This window comes from Pseudomonas sp. GW821-FHT09E12, from assembly GCF_059416085.1.
Genome location: NZ_JBWKOM010000010.1, coordinates 176,338 through 197,399, shown reverse-complemented (window position 1 = coordinate 197,399; position 21,062 = coordinate 176,338). Strand labels below are relative to the sequence as shown.

Genomic DNA, 21,062 nt, shown 5'->3' with positions numbered 1-21,062 from the left:
ATGCGCGATCGACTGTTGGCAGCGGAGAAGGTGAAGGCCATCGATTGGCGGGATGACGCCCTGTATCTGCTCGATCAGCGTATTTTGCCCTTCGAGGAAAGCTGGATTGCCTACACCAGCGCGGCTGGCGTCGCGCAGGCCATTCGCGAAATGGTGGTGCGTGGCGCGCCGGCGATCGGTATCAGCGCAGCCTATGGCGTGGTCCTGGCAGCGCGCGCGCGTTTTGCCGCCGGTGGTGCCTGGCAGGCGGCGATGGAAGAAGACTTCGCACTGCTCGCCGATTCGCGTCCGACCGCGGTCAACCTGTTCTGGGCGCTGAACCGCATGCGTGAACGCCTGGAGCGCCTCAAGGGCCACGCCGACCCGCTGGCGGTGCTGGAGGCGGAAGCCCTGGCCATTCATGAAAGCGACCGCGAAGCCAACCTGACCATGGCCCAGTTGGGTGTCGACCTGATTCGCCGGCATCAGGGCAATGCCCAGGCCATCCTGACCCACTGCAACACCGGCGCCCTGGCGACCGGCGGCTTCGGAACGGCCCTGGGGGTGATTCGCGGGGCCTTTATCGAAGGTATGGTCGAGCGGGTGTATGCCAATGAAACCCGTCCCTGGCTGCAAGGCTCGCGGCTGACTGCCTGGGAGCTGGCCAACGAGGGCATCCCGGTGACCTTGAATGCCGACTCCGCTGCCGCGCACATCATGAAAACCAAGGGCGTGACTTGGGTGATCGTTGGCGCCGACCGCATTACCGCCAATGGCGATGTGGCGAACAAGATCGGCACCTATCAGCTGGCGGTCAATGCAATGCACCACGGCGTGCGTTTCATGGTGGTCGCGCCGAGTTCGACCATCGACATGGCCCTGGCCAGTGGCGAAGACATTCCGATCGAGGAGCGTGATGGCAAGGAGTTGCTCGAGGTCGGTGGCAAGCGGGTAGGGGCGGATGTGCAGGCCTACAACCCGGTATTCGACGTCACCCCGGCGGACCTGATCGACGCCATCGTTACCGAGAAAGGCATAGTCGAGCGTCCCGACACTGCGAAAATGGCCCAATTGATGTGCCGCAAGCGCTTGCACTGAGATCGTTTTGCAAAAGGTTTCGCTGACGGCTGCCGTGGGGTGGTCGTCAGTCCGGGAAAAAATCCGCATTTACGCACGAAATCAGCCTCTGAGCTTCTCTCGTCTCTTATCAGCCTGTCACCGGTCAACTAACTATGCTCCATGCGCATCAGGGGGATAGGTGCGTGGCGGCGATTGTGATAACATCCGGCGGTTTCCAAGGTGGTCCGAAGTGACCGCCTTCACTGCGCAAATCCATGGCATAACTTGTTGATTTGTCGTAAGTCGGTGCATGGCACTAGGCCTGCAGCGGCGAGCTTCGTTCGTCCCATATGGATGTGACGAAGTTTCACCAGAAAAAGGAATCAGGCTTCTCATGGGCGAACTGGCCAAAGAAATCCTCCCGGTCAATATCGAAGACGAGCTGAAACAGTCCTATCTCGACTACGCGATGAGCGTAATCGTCGGGCGGGCACTGCCTGATGCGCGCGATGGCTTGAAGCCCGTGCACCGGCGTGTGCTGTACGCGATGAGCGAGCTCGGTAACGACTGGAACAAGCCGTACAAGAAATCTGCCCGTGTTGTCGGTGACGTGATCGGTAAGTATCACCCGCACGGTGATACCGCGGTGTACGACACCATCGTTCGTATGGCCCAGCCATTCTCCCTGCGCTACCTGCTGGTAGACGGCCAGGGTAACTTCGGTTCGGTCGACGGCGACAACGCGGCGGCCATGCGATACACCGAAGTGCGCATGACCAAGCTGGCGCACGAGCTGCTGGCCGACCTGCACAAGGAAACCGTGGACTGGGTGCCGAACTACGACGGCACCGAACTGATCCCCGCGGTCATGCCGACCAAGATCCCCAACCTGCTGGTCAACGGTTCCAGCGGTATTGCCGTGGGCATGGCGACCAACATTCCGCCGCACAACCTCGGCGAAGTCATCGACGGTTGCCTGGCCCTGATCGACAACCCGGAGCTGACCGTCGATGAGCTGATGCAGCACATCCCGGGTCCGGACTTCCCGACCGCGGCGATCATCAATGGTCGCGAAGGCATCATCGAAGCCTACCGTACCGGTCGCGGGCGCATTTACATGCGTGCCCGCTCGATCATCGAGGACATCGACAAGGTCGGTGGCCGCCAGCAGATCGTCATCACCGAGCTGCCTTACCAACTGAACAAGGCGCGTCTGATCGAGAAGATCGCCGAGCTGGTCAAGGAGAAGAAGCTCGAAGGCATCACCGAGCTGCGCGACGAGTCCGACAAGGACGGTATGCGCGTAGTGATCGAGCTGCGTCGTGGCGAAGTGCCGGAGGTGATCCTCAACAATCTCTACGCCCAGACCCAGCTGCAGAGCGTGTTCGGTATCAACATCGTTGCGCTGATCGACGGTCGTCCGCGGATCCTCAATCTGAAGGACCTGCTGGAAGCCTTCGTGCGTCACCGTCGTGAAGTGGTGACCCGCCGCACCGTGTTCGAACTGCGCAAGGCTCGTGAGCGTGGTCACATTCTCGAAGGCCAGGCCGTTGCCCTGTCGAACATCGACCCGGTCATCGCCCTGATCAAGGCCTCGCCGACCCCGTCGGAAGCCAAGGAAGCGCTGATCAGCACGCCTTGGGAATCCAGCGCGGTGATGACCATGGTCGAGCGTGCCGGCGCGGATTCCTGCCGTCCGGAGAACCTCGATCCGCAATACGGTCTGCGCGACGGCAAGTACTTCCTGTCGCCAGAGCAGGCGCAAGCCATTCTGGAATTGCGTCTGCACCGCCTGACCGGCCTCGAGCATGAAAAACTGCTGGCCGAGTACCAGGAGATCCTCAACCAGATCGGCGAGCTGATCCGCATCCTCAACAGCGCCACGCGCCTGATGGAAGTGATCCGCGAAGAGCTGGAAGTGATTCGCGCCGAATACGGCGATGTGCGTCGCACCGAGATCCTCGATGCCCGTCTCGACCTGACCCTGGGCGACATGATCCCGGAAGAAGAACGCGTCGTGACCATTTCCCACGGTGGCTATGCCAAGACCCAGCCGCTGGCCGCGTACCAGGCCCAGCGTCGTGGCGGCAAAGGCAAGTCGGCAACCGGCGTCAAGGATGAGGACTACATCGCTCACCTGCTGGTGGCCAACAGTCACACCACGCTGTTGCTGTTCTCCAGCAAGGGCAAGGTCTACTGGCTGAAAACCTACGAAATCCCCGAGGCTTCCCGTGCCGCCCGCGGTCGTCCGCTGGTCAACCTGCTGCCGCTGGATGACGGTGAATACATCACCACCATGCTGCCGGTCGAGGAATACACCGAGGGTCACTACATCTTTATGGCGACCGCCAACGGCACCGTGAAGAAGACCCCGCTGGAATCCTTCAGCCGTCAGCGCAGCGTTGGTCTGATCGCGCTGGAGCTGGACGAAGGCGACGTGCTGATTTCCGCCGCGATCACCGATGGCGAGCGCGAAGTCATGCTGTTCTCCGATGGTGGCAAGGTGACTCGCTTCAAGGAGTCCGACGTTCGTGCCATGGGCCGTACCGCCCGTGGTGTGCGTGGCATGCGTCTGCCGGAAGGGCAGAAGCTGATCTCCATGCTGATTCCGGAAGAAGGCAGCCAGATCCTCACCGCTTCGGCGCGTGGTTATGGCAAGCGCACGGCGATCACCGAGTTCCCTGAGTACAAGCGCGGCGGTCAAGGCGTTATTGCCATGGTCAGCAACGAACGTAACGGCCGCCTGGTCGGAGCGGTCCAGGTGCTCGACGGCGAGGAAATCATGCTGATTTCCGACCAGGGCACCCTGGTGCGCACCCGGGTCGATGAAGTGTCCAGCCTGGGCCGTAACACCCAGGGTGTGACCTTGATCAAGCTGGCCAGCGACGAAACGCTGGTAGGCCTGGAGCGGGTTCAGGAGCCGTCGGAAGTCGAAGGCGACGAATTGGAAGACGAGGATGGCGAGGTGCTCGAGGGCGCCGTGCTGGATACGGCGACCGACGCGGATGATGCCGTCGAAGGCCAGCAGGCTGACGCCGCGGGCGAAGAAGAGTCGCAAGACTAAATAAATCGTAGCAGGGCAGAGTGTTTGCTCTGTCCGCTACCGTGAATGCATAGCGAGAGTGGATGTGAGCAAACGAGCCTATAACTTCTGCGCAGGTCCCGCTGCGCTACCTGAAGCTGTCCTGTTGCGTGCCCAGGCCGAATTGCTGGATTGGCATGGCAAGGGCCTGTCGGTCATGGAGATGAGCCATCGCAGCGATGAGTTCGTCTCCATCGCCACCAAGGCCGAGCAGGATCTGCGTGATCTGCTGAATATCCCCTCGAACTATAAAGTGCTGTTTCTGCAAGGCGGCGCCAGCCAGCAATTTGCTCAGATCCCTCTGAACCTGTTGCCGGAAAATGGCACGGCCGACTATATCGACACCGGTATCTGGTCGCAGAAAGCCATTGAAGAAGCCTCGCGCTACGGCCATGTCAATGTGGCTGCCACCGCCAAGCCTTACGATTACTTCGCCATCCCTGGCCAGAACGAGTGGCAGATGTCGAAAGACGCGGCCTACGTGCACTACGCGCCGAACGAAACCATCGGCGGCCTGGAATTCCAGTGGATCCCGGAAACCGGCGACGTTCCGCTGGTGGCCGACATGTCTTCCGACATCCTCTCGCGCCCTGTGGATATCTCCCGTTTCGGCATGATCTATGCCGGCGCGCAGAAAAACATCGGCCCGAGCGGCATCCTGGTCAATATCGTTCGCGAGGACCTGCTGGGTCGCGCGCGCGCGCTGTGCCCGACCATGCTCAACTACAAGGTCGCGGCGGACAACGGCTCGATGTACAACACTCCGCCGACCCTGGCCTGGTACCTGTCCGGCCTGGTGTTCGAGTGGCTCAAGGAGCAGGGTGGGGTGGAAGCCATCGCCAAGCTCAATGACGTCAAACAGCGCACCCTGTACGACTTCATCGACGCCAGCGGCCTGTACAGCAACCCGATCAACAAGTCGGACCGCTCGTGGATGAACGTGCCGTTCCGCCTGGCCGATGACCGTCTGGACAAGCCGTTCCTGGCCGGCGCCGACGCGCGCGGCCTGCTGAACCTCAAGGGGCACCGTTCGGTAGGCGGCATGCGCGCCTCCATTTACAACGCTGTCGACATCAATGCGGTCAACGCGCTGGTGGCCTACATGGCAGAGTTCGAGAAGGAACACGGCTAATGTCTGAGCAAGAACTCAAGGCACTTCGCCTGCGCATCGACGCTCTGGACGAGAAAGTCCTGGAGCTGATCAGTGAGCGCGCGCGCTGCGCCCAGGAAGTCGCGCGAGTAAAGATGGCCTCGCTGGCCGAAGGCGAAGTGCCGGTGTTCTATCGTCCTGAGCGTGAAGCTCAGGTGCTCAAGCGGGTGATGGAGCGCAATCAGGGGCCGTTGGGCAACGAAGAGATGGCACGGCTGTTCCGTGAAATCATGTCGTCCTGCCTGGCGCTCGAGCAGCCGCTGAAAGTGGCTTACCTCGGTCCGGAAGGTACCTTCACCCAGGCCGCGGCCATGAAGCACTTCGGTCACGCGGTGATCAGCAAGCCAATGGCGGCGATCGACGAAGTGTTCCGTGAGGTGGCGGCGGGAGCGGTGAACTTTGGCGTGGTGCCTGTGGAAAACTCCACCGAGGGTGCGGTCAACCACACCCTCGACAGTTTCCTGGAGCACGACATGGTGATCTGCGGCGAGGTCGAGCTGCGTATCCACCATCATCTGCTGGTCGGTGAAAACACCAAGACTGACAGCATCAGCCGCATCTACTCCCATGCTCAGTCCCTGGCGCAGTGCCGCAAGTGGCTGGATGCCCATTATCCGAATGTCGAGCGGGTGGCGGTTTCTAGCAACGCCGAAGCGGCCAAGCGGGTCAAGGGCGAGTGGAACTCGGCAGCCATCGCCGGCGATATGGCGGCGAGCCTGTATGGCTTGACCCGTCTGGCCGAGAAAATCGAGGATCGCCCGGACAACTCCACGCGCTTCCTGATGATCGGCAACCAGGAAGTGCCGCCGACTGGCGACGACAAGACCTCGATCATCGTTTCCATGAGCAACAAGCCCGGCGCTCTGCATGAGCTGCTGGTGCCTTTCCATGACAACGGTATCGATCTGACGCGTATCGAAACCCGGCCTTCGCGCAGCGGCAAGTGGACCTATGTGTTCTTCATCGACTTCGTCGGCCACCACCGCGATCCATTGATCAAGGGTGTGCTGGAAAAGATCAGTCAGGAAGCAGTGGCACTCAAGGTGCTGGGTTCCTACCCGAAAGCGGTTCTCTGAGGCTTTAACAATGAGTGGCGACTTCCTCGCTCTGGCACAGCCGGGCGTGCAACAACTTTCGCCTTACGTTCCGGGCAAGCCCGTGGACGAACTGGCACGCGAGCTGGATATCGATCCGGCGAAAATCGTCAAGCTGGCGAGTAACGAAAACCCGCTGGGCGCCAGTCCCAAGGCGCTGGCGGCGATTCGCGAAGAGCTGGCCGAGCTGACCCGCTATCCGGATGGCAATGGTTTTGCGCTCAAAACCCTGCTGGCCGAACGCTGTGGCGTCGAGCTGGCGCAGGTCACCCTGGGCAATGGTTCCAACGACATTCTGGAGCTGGTCGCCCGTGCCTATCTGGCGCCTGGCCTGAATGCGGTGTTCAGCGAACACGCCTTTGCGGTCTATCCGATCGTTACCCAGGCCGTGGGGGCCGAAGCCCGTGTGGTTCCGGCCAAAGACTGGGGGCATGACCTGCCGGCCATGTTGCAGGCCATTGATGCCGATACCCGGGTGGTCTTTATCGCCAACCCGAACAATCCGACCGGCACCTGGTTCAGCGCCGAGGTGCTGGACGATTTCCTCCAGGACGTACCAGCGCATGTACTGGTGGTGCTGGACGAGGCTTACATCGAATATGCCGAAGGTAGCGATCTGCCGGATGGCCTGGATTTCCTGGCGGCCTATCCGAACCTGCTGGTTTCGCGAACCTTCTCCAAGGCCTACGGCCTGGCTGCGTTGCGCGTGGGTTATGGTTTGTCGACTCCGACCGTTGCCGATGTGCTCAATCGCGTTCGCCAGCCCTTCAATGTCAACAGCCTGGCCCTGGCGGCGGCGTGTGCGGCGCTGGAGGATACCGATTACCTGGCCGAGAGCCGTCGCTTGAACGAGGCGGGAATGCAGCAGTTGGAAGCCGGCTTCCGGGGGCTGGGCCTGAGCTGGATCGCTTCCAGGGGTAACTTCATTGCGGTGGATGTCGGGCGGATTGCCGCACCGGTGTTCCAGGGTTTGTTGCGTGAAGGGGTGATCGTGCGTCCAGTGGCCAACTACGGCATGCCGAATCACCTGCGCGTGACCATTGGCCTGCCGGCTGAAAACGCCCGTTTCCTCGAGGCTTTGGCCAAGGTTCTGGCTCGTGGTTGATGTCATTCCAGTGCAACCTGCGGTGCCTATGATCGGTCGCCTGGTGGTGGTCGGTCTGGGACTGATCGGCGGTTCCTTTGCCAAGGGCCTGCGTGAAAGTGGCGTATGCCGCGAAGTGGTCGGTGTCGATCTCGATCCGCAATCGTGCAAGCTGGCCGTTGAGTTGGGTGTGGTGGATCGCTGTGAAGAAGACCTGGCGCTGGCGTGCCGGGGCGCTGATGTGATCCAGCTGGCGGTGCCGATTCTGGCCATGGAAAAGTTGCTGGCGATTCTGGCTGGTATGGATCTGGGGCAGGCGATCCTGACCGATGTCGGCAGCGCCAAGGGCAATGTGGTGCGAGCGGCGACCGAGGCTTTTGGCGGCATGCCGCCGCGCTTCGTTCCGGGACATCCGATCGCCGGTTCCGAACAGAGCGGGGTGGAAGCCGCCAATGGCCAGTTGTTCCGTCGCCACAAGGTGATCCTGACGCCGCTGGAGCAGACCGACCCGGCAGCGCTGGCGGTGGTCGACAAGCTTTGGCGAGAGCTGGGGGCCGATGTCGAGCACATGCAGGTCGAGCGCCACGATGAAGTGCTGGCGGCGACCAGTCATCTGCCGCACTTGCTGGCGTTCGGTCTGGTCGATTCGTTGGCCAAGCGCAGTGAAAATCTGGACATCTTCCGCTACGCTGCGGGCGGTTTCCGTGATTTCACGAGAATCGCCGGTAGTGACCCGGTCATGTGGCACGACATCTTCCTCGCCAATCGCGAAGCTGTCCTGCGCACACTCGATACATTTCGCAACGACCTCGACGCCTTGCGCGACGCGGTCGATGCAGGGGATGGGCACCAGTTGTTGGGCGTATTCACTCGCGCCCGGGTTGCTCGCGAGCATTTCAGTAAAATCCTGGCCCGTCGGGCCTATGTGGACGCTATGAACTCCAATAACCTGATTTTCCTGGCAAATCCTGGTGGCCGCCTGACTGGGCGGATTCGTGTACCGGGCGACAAGTCGATTTCTCACCGTTCGATCATGCTCGGCTCCCTGGCTGACGGTACTACTGAAGTCGAAGGCTTCCTCGAGGGCGAAGACGCCCTGGCGACGCTGCAGGCTTTCCGTGACATGGGCGTGGTGATCGAAGGTCCGCACCATGGTCGCGTGACCATTCATGGCGTCGGCCTGCATGGCTTGAAGCCGGCTCCGGGGCCGATCTACCTGGGCAACTCCGGCACCTCGATGCGCCTGCTGTCCGGCCTGTTGGCCGCGCAGAGTTTCGATAGCGTGCTGACGGGCGATGCATCGCTGTCCAAGCGTCCGATGAATCGCGTAGCCAATCCGCTGCGCGAGATGGGGGCGGTCATTGAAACCGCAGCGGAAGGGCGTCCACCGATGACCATCCGTGGTGGCCACAAGCTCAAGGGCCTGACTTACACCATGCCAATGGCCAGTGCCCAGGTTAAGTCCTGCCTGCTGTTGGCTGGCCTGTACGCCGAAGGCAAGACCACTGTGACCGAGCCTGCGCCAACCCGCGATCACACCGAGCGCATGCTGCGCGGCTTCGGTTACCCGGTAGCGGTCGACGGCGCCACGGCCTCGGTCGAGTCCGGCGGCAAGCTGCAGGCGACCCATATCGAAGTGCCTGCGGATATCTCCTCGGCGGCCTTCTTCCTGGTGGCTGCGTCCATCGCCGAAGGTTCCGAGCTGGTGCTCGAGCATGTTGGTATCAACCCTACTCGTACCGGGGTAATTGATATCCTGCGCCTGATGGGGGCTGATATCAGCCTGGAAAACCAGCGTGAGGTCGGCGGCGAGCCTGTGGCGGACCTGCGGGTTCGCGCGGCGAAGCTCAAGGGGATCGAGATTCCGGAAGAGCTGGTCCCGCTGGCGATCGACGAATTCCCGGTGCTGTTCGTTGCCGCAGCCTGCGCTGAAGGGCGTACCGTACTGCGTGGCGCCGAAGAGTTGCGGGTCAAGGAGTCCGACCGCATCCAGGTAATGGCCGATGGTTTGCTGGCCCTGGGCGTCAAGTGCGAGCCGACGCCGGACGGTATCATCATCGATGGCAGCCAGATTGGCGGCGGCGAAGTGCACGGGCATGGCGATCACCGTATCGCCATGGCTTTCAGCGTGGCTTCATTGCGTGCCAATGCGCCAATCCGCATCCATGATTGCGCCAACGTTGCCACGTCCTTCCCGAACTTCCTTGCGCTATGTGCACAAGTCGGCATTCGTGTTGCGCAAGAGGCCCAGTCGTGAACATCAAGGCGCCAGTCATCACCATTGATGGGCCAAGTGGCTCGGGCAAGGGCACCATTGCCGGGATTCTGGCCAAGCGCTTGGGCTGGTGCCTGCTGGATTCCGGTGCCCTGTACCGCTTGCTGGCTTTTGCCGCGCGCAATCATGGTGTCGACCTGACCAATGAGGAGTCGCTGAAACTGCTGGCGGCTCATCTGGATGTGCAATTCGTCGGAGCGACCGAAGGTCATCCGCAACGCATCATTCTGGAAGGTGATGACGTCACCGACGACTTACGCAACGAGCAGGTCGGCGCCTGGGCCTCCCAGGTTGCGGCGCTGCCGGCCGTGCGCGACGCGCTGTTGCAGCGTCAGCGAGCTTTTCAGGAACCGCCGGGGCTGGTGGCCGATGGGCGCGACATGGGGACAGTGGTATTTCCCGATGCGCCCCTGAAGATATTTCTCACCGCAAGTGCCGAGGAGCGCGCGCGCCGTCGTTACTTGCAGTTGAAGGGAAAAGTCGATGGTGTTAGTCTGTCGAGTCTGCTAGATGAGATTCGTGCGCGCGATGAGCGCGACACCCAGCGAGCAGTCGCCCCGCTCAAACCGGCGGTTGACGCTATACAGCTGGATTCCACGGAGTTGTCCATCGAGCAGGTGCTGGAACGCATCCTGAGCGAAATCGCCATTCGCGATATCGCCGGGTGACCAAGGAGGAGCGCAGGGGACCAGTCATAGTCCTGCGGTCCTTCTTTTATATGAACGTAACCCACATTGTCTGGGATGTGGCAGATGGGCGTATTCTTCGCCCTTATCAACAGGAATTAAAATGAGCGAAAGCTTTGCGGAACTCTTTGAAGAAAGCCTAAAAACCCTGAACCTTCAGGCAGGCTCCATCATCACCGGTGTTATCGTCGACATCGACTACCAGGCGCGTTGGGTAACCGTTCACGCTGGTCTGAAGTCTGAAGCGCTGATCCCGCTTGAGCAGTTCTACAACGATGCTGGCGAACTGTCCATCAATGTTGGTGATGAAGTTCACGTTGCTCTGGATTCGGTTGAAGACGGCTTTGGCGAAACCAAGCTGTCCCGTGAAAAAGCCAAGCGCGCTGAATGCTGGATCGTTCTGGAAGCAGCCTTCGCAGCCGAAGAAGTGGTCAAGGGCGTTATCAACGGTAAGGTTAAAGGCGGCTTCACTGTCGACGTTAACGGCATCCGTGCGTTCCTGCCAGGTTCTCTGGTTGACGTCCGTCCAGTGCGCGACACTACGCACCTGGAAGGCAAAGAGCTCGAGTTTAAAGTCATCAAGCTCGACCAGAAGCGCAACAACGTTGTCGTTTCCCGCCGTAGCGTCCTCGAAGCCGAGAACTCCGCTGAGCGTGAAGCTCTGCTGGAATCCCTGCAGGAAGGTCAGCAAGTCAAAGGTATCGTCAAAAACCTCACCGATTACGGCGCATTCGTCGATCTGGGTGGCGTCGATGGCCTGCTGCACATTACCGACATGGCTTGGAAGCGCATCAAGCATCCTTCCGAAATCGTCAACGTTGGCGACGAGATCGATGTCAAGGTTCTGAAGTACGATCGCGAGCGCAATCGTGTTTCCCTGGGCCTGAAGCAGCTGGGCGAAGATCCATGGGTTGCTATCAAAGCCCGTTACCCAGAAAGCACTCGCGTTACCGCTCGTGTAACCAACCTGACCGACTACGGCTGCTTCGCTGAGCTGGAAGAAGGTGTTGAAGGTCTGGTGCACGTTTCGGAAATGGACTGGACCAACAAGAACATCCATCCTTCGAAAGTCGTACAAGTCGGCGACGAAGTGGAAGTTATGGTTCTGGACATCGACGAAGAGCGTCGTCGTATCTCCCTGGGCATCAAGCAGTGCAAATCTAACCCATGGGAAGATTTCTCTGGCCAGTTCAACAAGGGCGATAAAATCTCCGGCACCATCAAGTCGATCACCGATTTCGGTATCTTCATTGGTCTGGACGGTGGCATCGACGGTCTGGTTCACCTGTCCGACATCTCCTGGAACGAAGTGGGCGAAGAAGCCGTACGCCGCTTCAAGAAGGGCGACGAGCTGGACACCGTTATCCTGTCGGTTGACCCAGAGCGTGAGCGCATCTCCCTGGGTATCAAGCAACTGGAAAGCGATCCGTTCTCCGAGTACGTTCAAGAGAACGACAAGGGTGCAATCGTTAAGGGTGTTGTAAAAGAAGTTGACGCCAAAGGCGCCATCATCACCCTGGCCAACGATATCGAAGCGACTCTGAAAGCCTCCGAAATCAGCCGTGATCGCATCGAAGATGCTCGTAACGTCCTGAAAGAGGGCGAAGAAGTTGAAGCCAAGATCATCAGCGTTGACCGTAAGAGCCGTGTAATCCAGCTCTCGATCAAGTCGAAAGATGTTGAAGACGAGAAAGAGGCTATCCAGAGCCTGCGCGACAAGCCAGCTGCTTCGGATATCGCTGCTGGTCCTACCACTCTGGGCGACCTGTTGCGTGCACAGATGGAAAAGCAGAACTAAGTTCTGTCAGACCATAGAAAAAGGGCGACTTCGGTCGCCCTTTTTTGTGTCTGCGATTTGGGTTCTGGCTTGCATCTGTCGAGGGGGGAAACCAATAGAGTCATTCGGGTGTCTATTTTCTTAAGCGGATCAATAACCTATTTAGGGCTAGGCTTGCTTGAGCTGAATGATGGTGGGGCGATTGCCCGGTATAAGGAAGTAGATGAAGAGTCTCATTGTGGTTTTCGCAGTTCTTCTAGTCTTGGTGGGCTGTACGACCAATGCCAAGGTCCATGCAGTCCGTGGTGTCAGCGGTATCGAGATCGATTGCTCCGGTCTTGGGGCTGGATGGGACAAGTGCTACAAGCGTGCTGAGCGTGAATGCAAGGGGGATGGCTATAAGGTCATTACCAGGTCTAGTGATGCCAAGGACGAGGAGGGTGACTATCCCTTTGGCTGGAATCCTGCGGGTTACCTCACTCGGACCATGCTTGTCATATGCCGCTAGTAGGATGGCGTGGTGGGAGGTCAAATTGCTGCGGAGTTTTCGTTTTAGGCGCTGTTGAATGCCCTCGTTTGTGGCGTTTTAGCAAGGGGGGAGATAAGTCAATGCTTGGGCTGTTCAAAATCCCCCGGTCGTGCTAAAACCTTTGAAGCGCTTATCTAGCTGCTTGAAAAAGAAGGGAAAAATATGACGAAGTCGGAGTTGATCGAACGAATTGTCACCCATCAAGGGCTACTCTCATCCAAGGATGTGGAGTTGGCCATCAAGACCATGCTTGAGCAAATGTCCCAATGCCTCGCAACCGGAGATCGCATCGAGATTCGGGGCTTTGGTAGCTTCTCCCTGCACTATCGTGCACCGCGCGTAGGTCGCAATCCGAAGACAGGTCAGTCTGTCAGTTTGGATGGCAAGTTCGTTCCACATTTCAAGCCGGGCAAAGAGCTTCGGGATCGTGTGAATGAGGAAGAGGAGGAGGTGTGATGTTTTTTGCGGGAGGGATCATATGCGTACTTTGAGGCGTGTGCTGCTCGCGATTGTTTTTTTTGCTTTTGCCTTGTCGATTCTCATTTTTGTGTTGGAGAACCGGGAGGCTGTTGTATTGAGCTTTCTGGGTCGCTCTATTTCTGCATTTCCTGTTTCTATCTACATTATATTTTCATTGTTGATTGGTATGATTTTTGGTTCATTGTTAAGGGCTGTGCTCAAGGGTGGGCAAAAAAAATAGTGGTTGCCTGTAGTGTGGCTATGGTGTCAAAGACTGGCTAGCATGAGGAGATTTTCTTGGATGTCTGGTATGGGGTTGTTGGCGCATTTTTGAGTCAGGGTGTTTAATTAAAAGGTTGATTTGCATGCAGGGCGACTTGATGGTGAGCAAGAAAGATGAAGAGGTGGATCTGCAGGAGCTTGTTCGGGTTCTTTGGGATAAAAAGGCTTGGATACTGATTTTTACGTTACTGTCGGTGCTATTTGCCGCCGCCTTTGCCTTTTTGAGTAAGCCTGAGTATGAAGCCAAAGGATATGTGGTGCCTCCAACTCAGAAAGATATAGAAAACTTTAACTATGGTCGAACTAAGGATTCTCAGTTAACCCCTTATACTATTAAAGATGTATATGGTGTATTTATTTCCTATTTTCAGGCTGAGTCGCTCCGGCAAGATTTTTTTAACAACGTCTATCTGCCTTCTTTGAGTGAGGAGGAGCGCCAAGGGGCGCAAGATGGATTGTACTCAGGCTTTTCCAAAAGGTTGAGCATCGCTCTGCCAGGCAAGGATTTTGCTGATCGTTATTCCATTACTGCGCGCAGTGACAGTCCTGCTCAATCTGTAGAGTGGGTTCACCAATATGTAGCTCGTGCCAGTGATCTGGCAAAGCAGGAGCTATTGGCCAACGTAAGGCGTGAGGCTGAGGTGGGGGCGCGAAACGTCGAGCAGCAGATTGCAGCATTGCGTGATGTTAGCCAGAAAGAGCGGGGGGACTCTATTGTTAGGCTTCAGGAGGCATTACAAGTTGCGGAAGCATTGGGGCTTGAAAAGCCGTTGATCATAACAGGAAACTCGGCCATCGAGGTTGCTGGCAATATAGCGGGCCAACCTGCTTATATGCGCGGGGCCAAGGCTTTGAAGGCTGAGATTGAAAATATGGAGTTGCGCAAATCCGATGACCCCTTTATTGGTCGTTTGCGTGAGTTGCAAGGTAAGTATGACTTTTATAAAGGGATTGAGGTCAAAGTTGGTGATGTGTCTGTCTATCGAATGGATGGCGGTATTGCTCGATATGACACGCCGGTAAAGCCGGTGAAGTCCATGATTCTTGCATTGGGGTTGCTGATCGGCTTGGTCGGGAGTAGCGGGCTGGTGCTTGTTGTTTATTTGATAGCTAGAGGTCGGTCTGCTGTGTCCTCCTGAAAAAGGTTGTTTCAGCTTTGGCGCGTGTAGGTCGCTGAGTTGGCTGTGTTTTCAGGTTGGACTGGAGCCTGTGTTCAGAAGCTACTGAGGTTGCCTCAGGTTTTTTTGCTTGACGGGCTTGACATTTCTTTGGCGTGAGCTCAGTTCATGCATCGATGCTGCCTTGCGGAAAGGCTTCCAGTGGCTATCGGCTCAGGTGTTTTTCTTCTTTTACGGGCAGGTCGGTAGTGATTTTCCCGGTTCGAGGCCTCACTTTGGCGCTTCTAGCACCATAAAAAACTTGGCTTGGCGCCCAGAATTGCTCAGTCAGTTCAGGCATAATGGTCATTATGATGCTGGAGGATGGCGTGGCTGAAGGTTACTCGCTTCAAATTCCGTGTTGAATGCATTTGTGGCTCTATTAGGTAATCGGTAGTGGCTAAATAGTGGCTGCTGGGCGCTTTCTGTTGGTATCTGCGAAAAGCTCTGCTTGTGAGGCATCGTTCACTGGGCGTATCCGAATAATGTATTATGCCCTGTGATATGTCTGCGATTGGTGCGGAATCGTCCGATCTTATGTGGTTCGATAGGTCAGGCAATGGTGTGGCGGTAATAAAGCTTCAGGCTGAACTGCTGAATAAATAATGATATGGAATCATTGGTAATCTAATGACTTTAAAGATCTTGAGTGTTTTCGGGACGCGGCCGGAAGCCATAAAAATGGCACCACTGGCTTTGGCATTGCGTGCGGATGAGCGTTTTGACGCAAAAATCTGTGTCACGGGTCAGCATCGCGAAATGCTCGATCAAGTGCTGGAGTTATTCGAGCTTGAGCCGGACTTCGATCTAAATATCATGAAGCCAGGCCAAGACCTTACCGATGTAACCACATGTATCCTACAGGGAATGAAGGGTGTATTTGCCACTTATAAGCCGGATATCATTCTGGTGCATGGTGATACAGCAACTACTTTCGCAACAACCCTCGCAGCTTATTATCATCAGATCCCTGTAGCGCATATCGAGGCAGGGCTGCGTACAGGCAATCTTTATTCGCCGTGGCCGGAAGAGGCTAATCGGAAGTTGACAGGGGCTTTGGCGCGCCTTCACTTCGCGCCTACCCAAAAATCCGAACAGAATCTGTTGCAGGAAGGGGTGCCTCCGGAGTCGGTTTATGTAACTGGCAATACTGTTATTGATGCCTTGCTCAATGTTGTTGAAAAGCTCGGATCTAACACTAGGCTGAATCAGCAGTTTTCGGAGCAGTTCAAGTTTCTTTCAACAGAACGCCGCTTGATTCTTGTGACGGGACATCGCCGCGAAAGCTTTGGTGATGGATTTGAAAGAATCTGTATGTCACTGGCTTCTATTGCTCGTGAATTTGATGATGTTGAAATTGTTTATCCTGTGCACTTGAACCCTAATGTGCGCGAACCTGTTAATCGTTTGCTGTCTGGTATCGATAATATTCATCTCATCGAACCATTGGATTATCTTCCTTTCGTCTATTTGATGAACCGTTCCTACTTGATTCTGACGGACTCCGGCGGTGTGCAGGAGGAAGCTCCGTCCCTGGGTAAGCCAGTGCTAGTTATGCGTGATACTACTGAGCGCCCGGAGGCCATCGAAGCCGGTACCGTCAGGTTGGTCGGAACTGAGAAGGAAAAGATTACCAGCAATCTGCGCGAGCTTTTGCTTGATAGCGATGCTTATCAGGAAATGAGCTTTGCTCATAATCCTTATGGTGATGGTAATGCCTGTGCCCGGATTATTAATACTCTTGCCACTTTTAAAAAGTAAGGTTTCGTTATGAGCTTTTCCACTATTTCCGTGATTGGCCTAGGGTATATCGGCTTACCCACTGCTGCAGTGTTTGCTTCGCGAAAGATAAAAGTTGTTGGTGTTGATGTTAACCAGAAAGCCGTAGATACCATCAACTGTGGGCAGATCCATATCGTAGAGCCTGATCTTGATATCGTAGTTCATGCTGCCGTAACCGAAGGGTATTTGCGTGCCAGCACTCGTGCAGAACCTGCAGATGCTTTTTTGATTGCGGTACCTACTCCCTTCAAGGGTGATCATGCTCCAGATCTTTCTTATATCGAGTCTGCAAGCAAGTCGATTGCGCCTGTTCTGAAAAAGGGTGACCTGGTTATTCTCGAATCCACTTCGCCTGTAGGGGCAACCGAGCAGATGGCGCAGTGGCTGGCCGAGGTGCGTCCGGACCTGACCTTCCCTCAGACTCATGGCGAGGCATCGGATATTCGAGTTGCTCATTGCCCGGAACGCGTATTGCCTGGCCATGTGCTGCGTGAGTTGGTGCAAAATGACCGGGTTATTGGTGGTATGACACCTAAGTGTTCTGAGGCCGCTACCCGTCTTTACAAGCTGTTTGTAGAAGGTGAGTGCATTCTTACCAACGCGCGCACAGCGGAAATGTGCAAGTTGACCGAGAATAGCTTTCGTGATGTCAATATCGCGTTTGCCAATGAGCTTTCTATGATCTGCGATAAGTTCGGTGTAGATGTGTGGGAACTCATCAAGCTGGCTAACCGACATCCTCGAGTCAATATCCTGCAGCCTGGTCCCGGCGTGGGGGGGCATTGTATTGCCGTCGACCCCTGGTTCATCGTCAGTCAGGCCGAAGGGCAGGCGAAACTGATCAAAACTGCTCGTGAGGTCAATGATTCCAAACCATCTTGGGTTGTTGAAAAAGTTGATGCCGCGGTGGCTGAGCATCTTTCGCACAATCCTGAAAAGTCCGAGAAAGATGTTGTTATTGCCTGTTTTGGTCTGGCATTCAAGCCTGATATCGATGACTTGCGAGAGAGTCCATCGTTGGAAATTACCAAGCACATTGCGGGCTCTCACTCTGGCAAAGTCCTGGCAGTCGAACCCAATATCGAGTCTTTGCCGGCAGCCCTGGTATTGCCTGGTGTGGAACTGTGTGCGATAGAAGAGGCCTTCAGTCGGGCGGATGTTCTTTTGCTTCTGGTGGATCACAAGCAGTTCAAGGCTGTCCCGTCGTCGGCTTTGGAGGGGCGTCAGGTAGTTGATACTCGCGGGATCTGGTTTGTATGAAGATTCTTCCGGTAATCATGTCCGGAGGCGCCGGGACGCGCCTGTGGCCCCTTAGCAGAACGCTCTACCCTAAGCAGTTTCTAGCTATATCAGGTCGTGAAACCTTGTTTCAGCAAGCCATCGGTAGGTTGATAGGGATAGCTGCGCCAGGCTCGGATTTGCTGCCACCTTGTATCGTCGCCAATGATGAGCACCGTTTCCTGTGTCTGGACCAGATTCGGGAGATGAAACTGAGCAAGAGCTCCATCATTCTCGAGCCTATAGGGCGTAATACGGCGCCCGCACTCACACTGGCTGCTCTCTATGCGCGGGATGAGCTGTCACAGGTCGATCCAATTCTGGTTGTGGCGCCTGCTGATCAAATGATTCTCGATGTGCAGATGTTCACCCAGTCAATCAGCAAGGCTGTTGAAGTTGCAGCGGACGGCGATATTGTCATATTGGGTATAAAGCCTGATCGCCCTGAAACAGGCTATGGCTATATTCATTCAACAGATGCCGCTGAAGTTAAGCGAGTCGACGCCTTTGTTGAAAAACCCGGACTGCAAACTGCACAGAAGTATCTGGATGAAGGTAGTTATTTCTGGAACAGTGGTATTTTCGTTCTGCGAGCATCCGTATGGTTGAAGGCGCTAAAAATTTTCAGGGAAGATATTTACCTGGCCACTGAGAAAGCCTGGGCCGAGAGAGCTCAGGATAGTGGATTTATTCGGCCTCAGGCCGATGCCTTCTCTCTTATCCCGTCGGAATCAATAGACTACGCGGTGATTGAGCATTGCGCGAAGCATCCTGAGTTGCAACTCAAGATGCTGGCGATGGATGCAGGCTGGTCTGATCTTGGGGCGTGGGATGCCGTTTGGCGCTCAAGCGAGAAGGATGACAGCCACAATGCAACTCATGGTGACGTGATTGTCGAATCCAGCGCCAATACGCTGGTTTATGCTTCTCACCGTCTGGTGACCGCTGTTGGGCTCGACAATATCGTGATCGTCGAGACGCCTGATGCTGTTTTGGTTGCCAACAAGGAGCGCAGTCAGGGCGTGAAGGCGATTGTCGAAGCATTGAATGTCTGCTCGCGGAGTGAGACCAAACTGCATCGTCGCGTTCACCGGCCTTGGGGTTGGTACGACAGCATTGATTCTGGCTCACGTTTTCAAGTGAAGCGGATATTGGTCAAGCCAAAGGCAACGCTGAGCTTGCAGAAACATTATCATCGTGCAGAGCACTGGATTGTGGTTTCTGGTACAGCAGAAGTTACCTGTGAGGATCGGGTTTTTCAGCTGAACGAAAACCAGAGTACTTATATTCCTGTTGGGCATGTTCATCGTCTTTCCAATCCGGGCACGATACCTCTTGAAATCATCGAGGTTCAGTCCGGAAGTTACTTGGGTGAGGATGATATTGTTCGATTTGATGATACTTACGGTCGTGTATAAGATTTAAATAGGGGCTGTACAAATGCGGAAGAATGCGCTGGTCACCGGGGTTACTGGTCAGGATGGGGCTTACCTTGTTGAGTTGTTATTGTCAAAAGGTTATGAGGTATACGGAGCATATCGGCGTACAAGTTCTGTAAACTTCTGGCGGATGGAAGAGTTAGGTGTCCTGAATCATGATCGGCTGCATCTTGTCGAGTTTGACTTGACCGATCTGGCTGGGACTATTCGCTTGATTGAAAACTGCAAGCCAGATGAAGTGTATAACCTCGCAGCCCAAAGTTTTGTTGGTGTTTCTTTTGATCAGCCTATCACTACGGCTCAGATTACGGGTGTTGGTGCGCTTAATCTGCTTGAAGCAATTCGGATCGTGAACCCCAAGATACGTTATTATCAGGCATCGACTTCTGAGATGTTTGGATTGGTTCAAGCTGTTCCCCAATCCGAAAGTACCCCGTTTTATCCTCGGAGCCCTTATGGGGTGGCGAAGTTGTTCGCTCATTGGACCACGATAAACTATCGTGAGTCTTATGGTATCTTCGCTACCAGCGGTATTTTGTTTAATCATGAATCCCCGCTGAGAGGTAAAGAGTTCGTTACTCGAAAAATTACCGACGCGGTAGCTAATATTGAAATAGGTACTCAGCAAGTTCTGGAACTCGGCAATATGGATGCCAAGCGTGATTGGGGTTTTGCCAAAGAGTACGTAGATGGCATGCACCGCATGTTGCAGATCGATACTCCGGAAACTTTTGTACTGGCTACAAATCGCACTGAAACCGTTCGTGACTTTGTCTCCATGAGTTTCAAGGCTGTCGGTGTTGATATCGACTGGCGTGAAAGTGGGGAGAACGAGTTTGGTGTCGACCGTAGGACAGGTGTGACTCGAGTCAAAGTTAACCCTCGTTTCTACCGACCTGCAGAAGTGGAATTGTTGATCGGTGATCCCTCCTTCGCCAAGGAGCGCCTGGGCTGGAAGCCTGAAACGACGCTGGAGCAACTTTGCCAATTGATGGTAGAGGCGGACTTGAGAAGGGCTCGTAATGGCGTCTCACACTAATGACCGCAGGGTCTTGATCACGGGCCTCTCCGGTTTTACCGGGAGGCACCTGGCCGAGACTCTGACCCAGGCTGGCTGGCAGGTTGCCGGCCTGGGAGGGCAGCGACTACCTTGTGAGTTTGATCACTTGGAAGCTGACCTTAATGAGACTGATCGGTTGTGCGATTGGATCAAGCAGGTTCAACCGACTCATGTCATCCACTTGGCTGCCTTGGCACATGTGACGGGCAGTGATGCGCTGTCCTACTACCGAGTCAATGTACTGGGTACGGAAAGTCTGCTTACCGCTATCATCGAGTCGAAAATAGACATCGAAAAGGTGGTAATTGCCAGTAGCGCCAATATTTACGGCAACGCGCTTTCGTCACCTATCGTGGAGTCTGCCCAGCCACAGCCGATGAACCATTATGCTCTGAGCAAGTTCGCCATGGAGGCGCTGCTCCGTAAGTGGTTTGTTCGCTTGCCTATATTGGTGACGCGGCCTTTTAACTACACGGGGCCAGGCCAATCGGAGTCCTTTGTGTTTTCCAAGATCGTCGGTGCTTTTGCCAGAGGTGAAAAGGAAATCAGATTGGGGAATCTGGACGTTTCTCGCGATCTTTCCGATGTGAGATACGTGGTTGAGGCCTATGCGCGCCTTTTGACATGCGAAAAGCATAGTGAGTTTGTCAATATCTGTTCGGGGCGGAGTATTTCCTTGCTCAGCGTGATTGACGAAATGGTACAGATTGCTGGGTATCGGCCTAATATAGTAGTGGACCCGGCTTTCGTCCGGAGCGATGAAGTAAAAGAACTTTATGGAAGTTCAGCCAAACTTTTCGATACTGTGGGGGTGTTAGAGATGCCTAGTTTGCATGAGACACTTCTCTCCATGTATCAGCAAAAGATAAGCGTCCAAGGTTAATGGCTAT

At 55.7% G+C, this 21,062-nt stretch carries 17 protein-coding genes; all 17 read left to right on the top strand.

What is annotated here, in order from left to right; all coding sequences use genetic code 11:
- The 17 genes from mtnA to AC07PQ_RS26355 all read left to right on the top strand — a co-directional run bounded on the left by mtnA (position 1) and on the right by AC07PQ_RS26355 (position 21,055).
- On the top strand, positions 1-1,077 hold the full coding sequence (mtnA, locus tag AC07PQ_RS26435) for an S-methyl-5-thioribose-1-phosphate isomerase (RefSeq protein WP_007932210.1): 1,077 nt from the start codon (positions 1-3) through the stop codon (positions 1,075-1,077).
- A gap of 355 nt (positions 1,078-1,432) precedes the next feature.
- On the top strand, positions 1,433-4,102 hold the full coding sequence (gyrA, locus tag AC07PQ_RS26430) for a DNA gyrase subunit A (protein ID WP_101338743.1): 2,670 nt from the start codon (positions 1,433-1,435) through the stop codon (positions 4,100-4,102).
- Positions 4,103-4,166: 64 nt separating this feature from the next.
- Positions 4,167-5,252 (top strand): 3-phosphoserine/phosphohydroxythreonine transaminase, encoded by a 1,086-nt coding sequence (gene serC / locus AC07PQ_RS26425; RefSeq protein WP_493186400.1) that lies wholly within the window; start codon positions 4,167-4,169, stop codon positions 5,250-5,252.
- Positions 5,252-6,346, top strand: a complete 1,095-nt coding sequence (gene pheA / locus AC07PQ_RS26420) for a prephenate dehydratase (protein WP_009045010.1) — start codon at positions 5,252-5,254, stop codon at positions 6,344-6,346. Before serC ends, pheA begins: the two co-directional genes overlap by 1 nt.
- A gap of 10 nt (positions 6,347-6,356) precedes the next feature.
- Complete coding sequence (gene hisC / locus AC07PQ_RS26415) at positions 6,357-7,469, top strand: histidinol-phosphate transaminase (protein WP_493186401.1); 1,113 nt, start codon at positions 6,357-6,359, stop codon at positions 7,467-7,469.
- Positions 7,470-7,497: 28 nt separating this feature from the next.
- A complete protein-coding gene (locus AC07PQ_RS26410; RefSeq protein WP_493186461.1) occupies positions 7,498-9,705 on the top strand; it encodes a bifunctional prephenate dehydrogenase/3-phosphoshikimate 1-carboxyvinyltransferase in 2,208 nt (735 codons plus the stop codon).
- Entirely contained in the window at positions 9,702-10,391 is a 690-nt protein-coding gene (gene cmk, locus AC07PQ_RS26405) for a (d)CMP kinase (protein ID WP_007931317.1), read from the top strand. The genes AC07PQ_RS26410 and cmk overlap by 4 nt, the downstream gene beginning before the upstream one ends.
- 121 nt (positions 10,392-10,512) lie before the next feature.
- A complete protein-coding gene (gene rpsA, locus AC07PQ_RS26400) occupies positions 10,513-12,207 on the top strand; it encodes a 30S ribosomal protein S1 (protein WP_007931318.1) in 1,695 nt (564 codons plus the stop codon).
- 202 nt (positions 12,208-12,409) lie between these two features.
- A complete protein-coding gene (locus AC07PQ_RS26395; RefSeq protein WP_007931319.1) occupies positions 12,410-12,694 on the top strand; it encodes a hypothetical protein in 285 nt (94 codons plus the stop codon).
- Positions 12,695-12,877: 183 nt separating this feature from the next.
- Positions 12,878-13,171 carry an integration host factor subunit beta gene (gene ihfB, locus AC07PQ_RS26390; RefSeq protein ID WP_008042113.1) on the top strand — a complete coding sequence of 98 codons (294 nt, stop codon included), beginning with the start codon at positions 12,878-12,880 and terminating at the stop codon, positions 13,169-13,171.
- 22 nt (positions 13,172-13,193) lie between these two features.
- Positions 13,194-13,415 (top strand): hypothetical protein, encoded by a 222-nt coding sequence (locus tag AC07PQ_RS26385; RefSeq protein WP_493186402.1) that lies wholly within the window; start codon positions 13,194-13,196, stop codon positions 13,413-13,415.
- Between the two features lie 124 nt (positions 13,416-13,539).
- Positions 13,540-14,595 (top strand): LPS O-antigen chain length determinant protein WzzB, encoded by a 1,056-nt coding sequence (locus AC07PQ_RS26380; RefSeq protein WP_493186403.1) that lies wholly within the window; start codon positions 13,540-13,542, stop codon positions 14,593-14,595.
- A 648-nt stretch (positions 14,596-15,243) separates the two neighbouring features.
- The gene (wecB, locus tag AC07PQ_RS26375) at positions 15,244-16,374 is read left to right on the top strand and encodes a non-hydrolyzing UDP-N-acetylglucosamine 2-epimerase (RefSeq protein ID WP_097137571.1); all 1,131 of its coding nucleotides are present in this window, start codon (positions 15,244-15,246) and stop codon (positions 16,372-16,374) included.
- A 9-nt stretch (positions 16,375-16,383) separates the two neighbouring features.
- Positions 16,384-17,655 (top strand): UDP-N-acetyl-D-mannosamine dehydrogenase, encoded by a 1,272-nt coding sequence (gene wecC, locus AC07PQ_RS26370; protein WP_101338736.1) that lies wholly within the window; start codon positions 16,384-16,386, stop codon positions 17,653-17,655.
- Positions 17,652-19,091, top strand: a complete 1,440-nt coding sequence (locus AC07PQ_RS26365; RefSeq protein ID WP_101338735.1) for a mannose-1-phosphate guanylyltransferase/mannose-6-phosphate isomerase — start codon at positions 17,652-17,654, stop codon at positions 19,089-19,091. The genes wecC and AC07PQ_RS26365 overlap by 4 nt, the downstream gene beginning before the upstream one ends.
- Positions 19,092-19,113: 22 nt before the next feature.
- Complete coding sequence (gmd, locus tag AC07PQ_RS26360) at positions 19,114-20,151, top strand: GDP-mannose 4,6-dehydratase (protein WP_101338734.1); 1,038 nt, start codon at positions 19,114-19,116, stop codon at positions 20,149-20,151.
- A gap of 13 nt (positions 20,152-20,164) precedes the next feature.
- The gene (locus AC07PQ_RS26355) at positions 20,165-21,055 is read left to right on the top strand and encodes a GDP-mannose 4,6-dehydratase (protein WP_493186404.1); all 891 of its coding nucleotides are present in this window, start codon (positions 20,165-20,167) and stop codon (positions 21,053-21,055) included.
- Positions 21,056-21,062 lie beyond the last annotated feature (7 nt).

Coding starts and splice junctions, on each gene's coding strand:
- AC07PQ_RS26365 (WP_101338735.1), top strand. CDS start 17,652: ATGAAGATTCTTCCGGTAATCATGTCCGGAGGCGCCGGGACGCGCCTG.
- AC07PQ_RS26385 (WP_493186402.1), top strand. CDS start 13,194: ATGCGTACTTTGAGGCGTGTGCTGCTCGCGATTGTTTTTTTTGCTTTT.
- gyrA (WP_101338743.1), top strand. CDS start 1,433: ATGGGCGAACTGGCCAAAGAAATCCTCCCGGTCAATATCGAAGACGAG.
- ihfB (WP_008042113.1), top strand. CDS start 12,878: ATGACGAAGTCGGAGTTGATCGAACGAATTGTCACCCATCAAGGGCTA.
- AC07PQ_RS26395 (WP_007931319.1), top strand. CDS start 12,410: ATGAAGAGTCTCATTGTGGTTTTCGCAGTTCTTCTAGTCTTGGTGGGC.
- wecC (WP_101338736.1), top strand. CDS start 16,384: ATGAGCTTTTCCACTATTTCCGTGATTGGCCTAGGGTATATCGGCTTA.
- mtnA (WP_007932210.1), top strand. CDS start 1: ATGCGCGATCGACTGTTGGCAGCGGAGAAGGTGAAGGCCATCGATTGG.
- pheA (WP_009045010.1), top strand. CDS start 5,252: ATGTCTGAGCAAGAACTCAAGGCACTTCGCCTGCGCATCGACGCTCTG.
- AC07PQ_RS26380 (WP_493186403.1), top strand. CDS start 13,540: ATGCAGGGCGACTTGATGGTGAGCAAGAAAGATGAAGAGGTGGATCTG.
- hisC (WP_493186401.1), top strand. CDS start 6,357: ATGAGTGGCGACTTCCTCGCTCTGGCACAGCCGGGCGTGCAACAACTT.
- AC07PQ_RS26410 (WP_493186461.1), top strand. CDS start 7,498: ATGATCGGTCGCCTGGTGGTGGTCGGTCTGGGACTGATCGGCGGTTCC.
- rpsA (WP_007931318.1), top strand. CDS start 10,513: ATGAGCGAAAGCTTTGCGGAACTCTTTGAAGAAAGCCTAAAAACCCTG.
- gmd (WP_101338734.1), top strand. CDS start 19,114: ATGCGGAAGAATGCGCTGGTCACCGGGGTTACTGGTCAGGATGGGGCT.
- wecB (WP_097137571.1), top strand. CDS start 15,244: ATGACTTTAAAGATCTTGAGTGTTTTCGGGACGCGGCCGGAAGCCATA.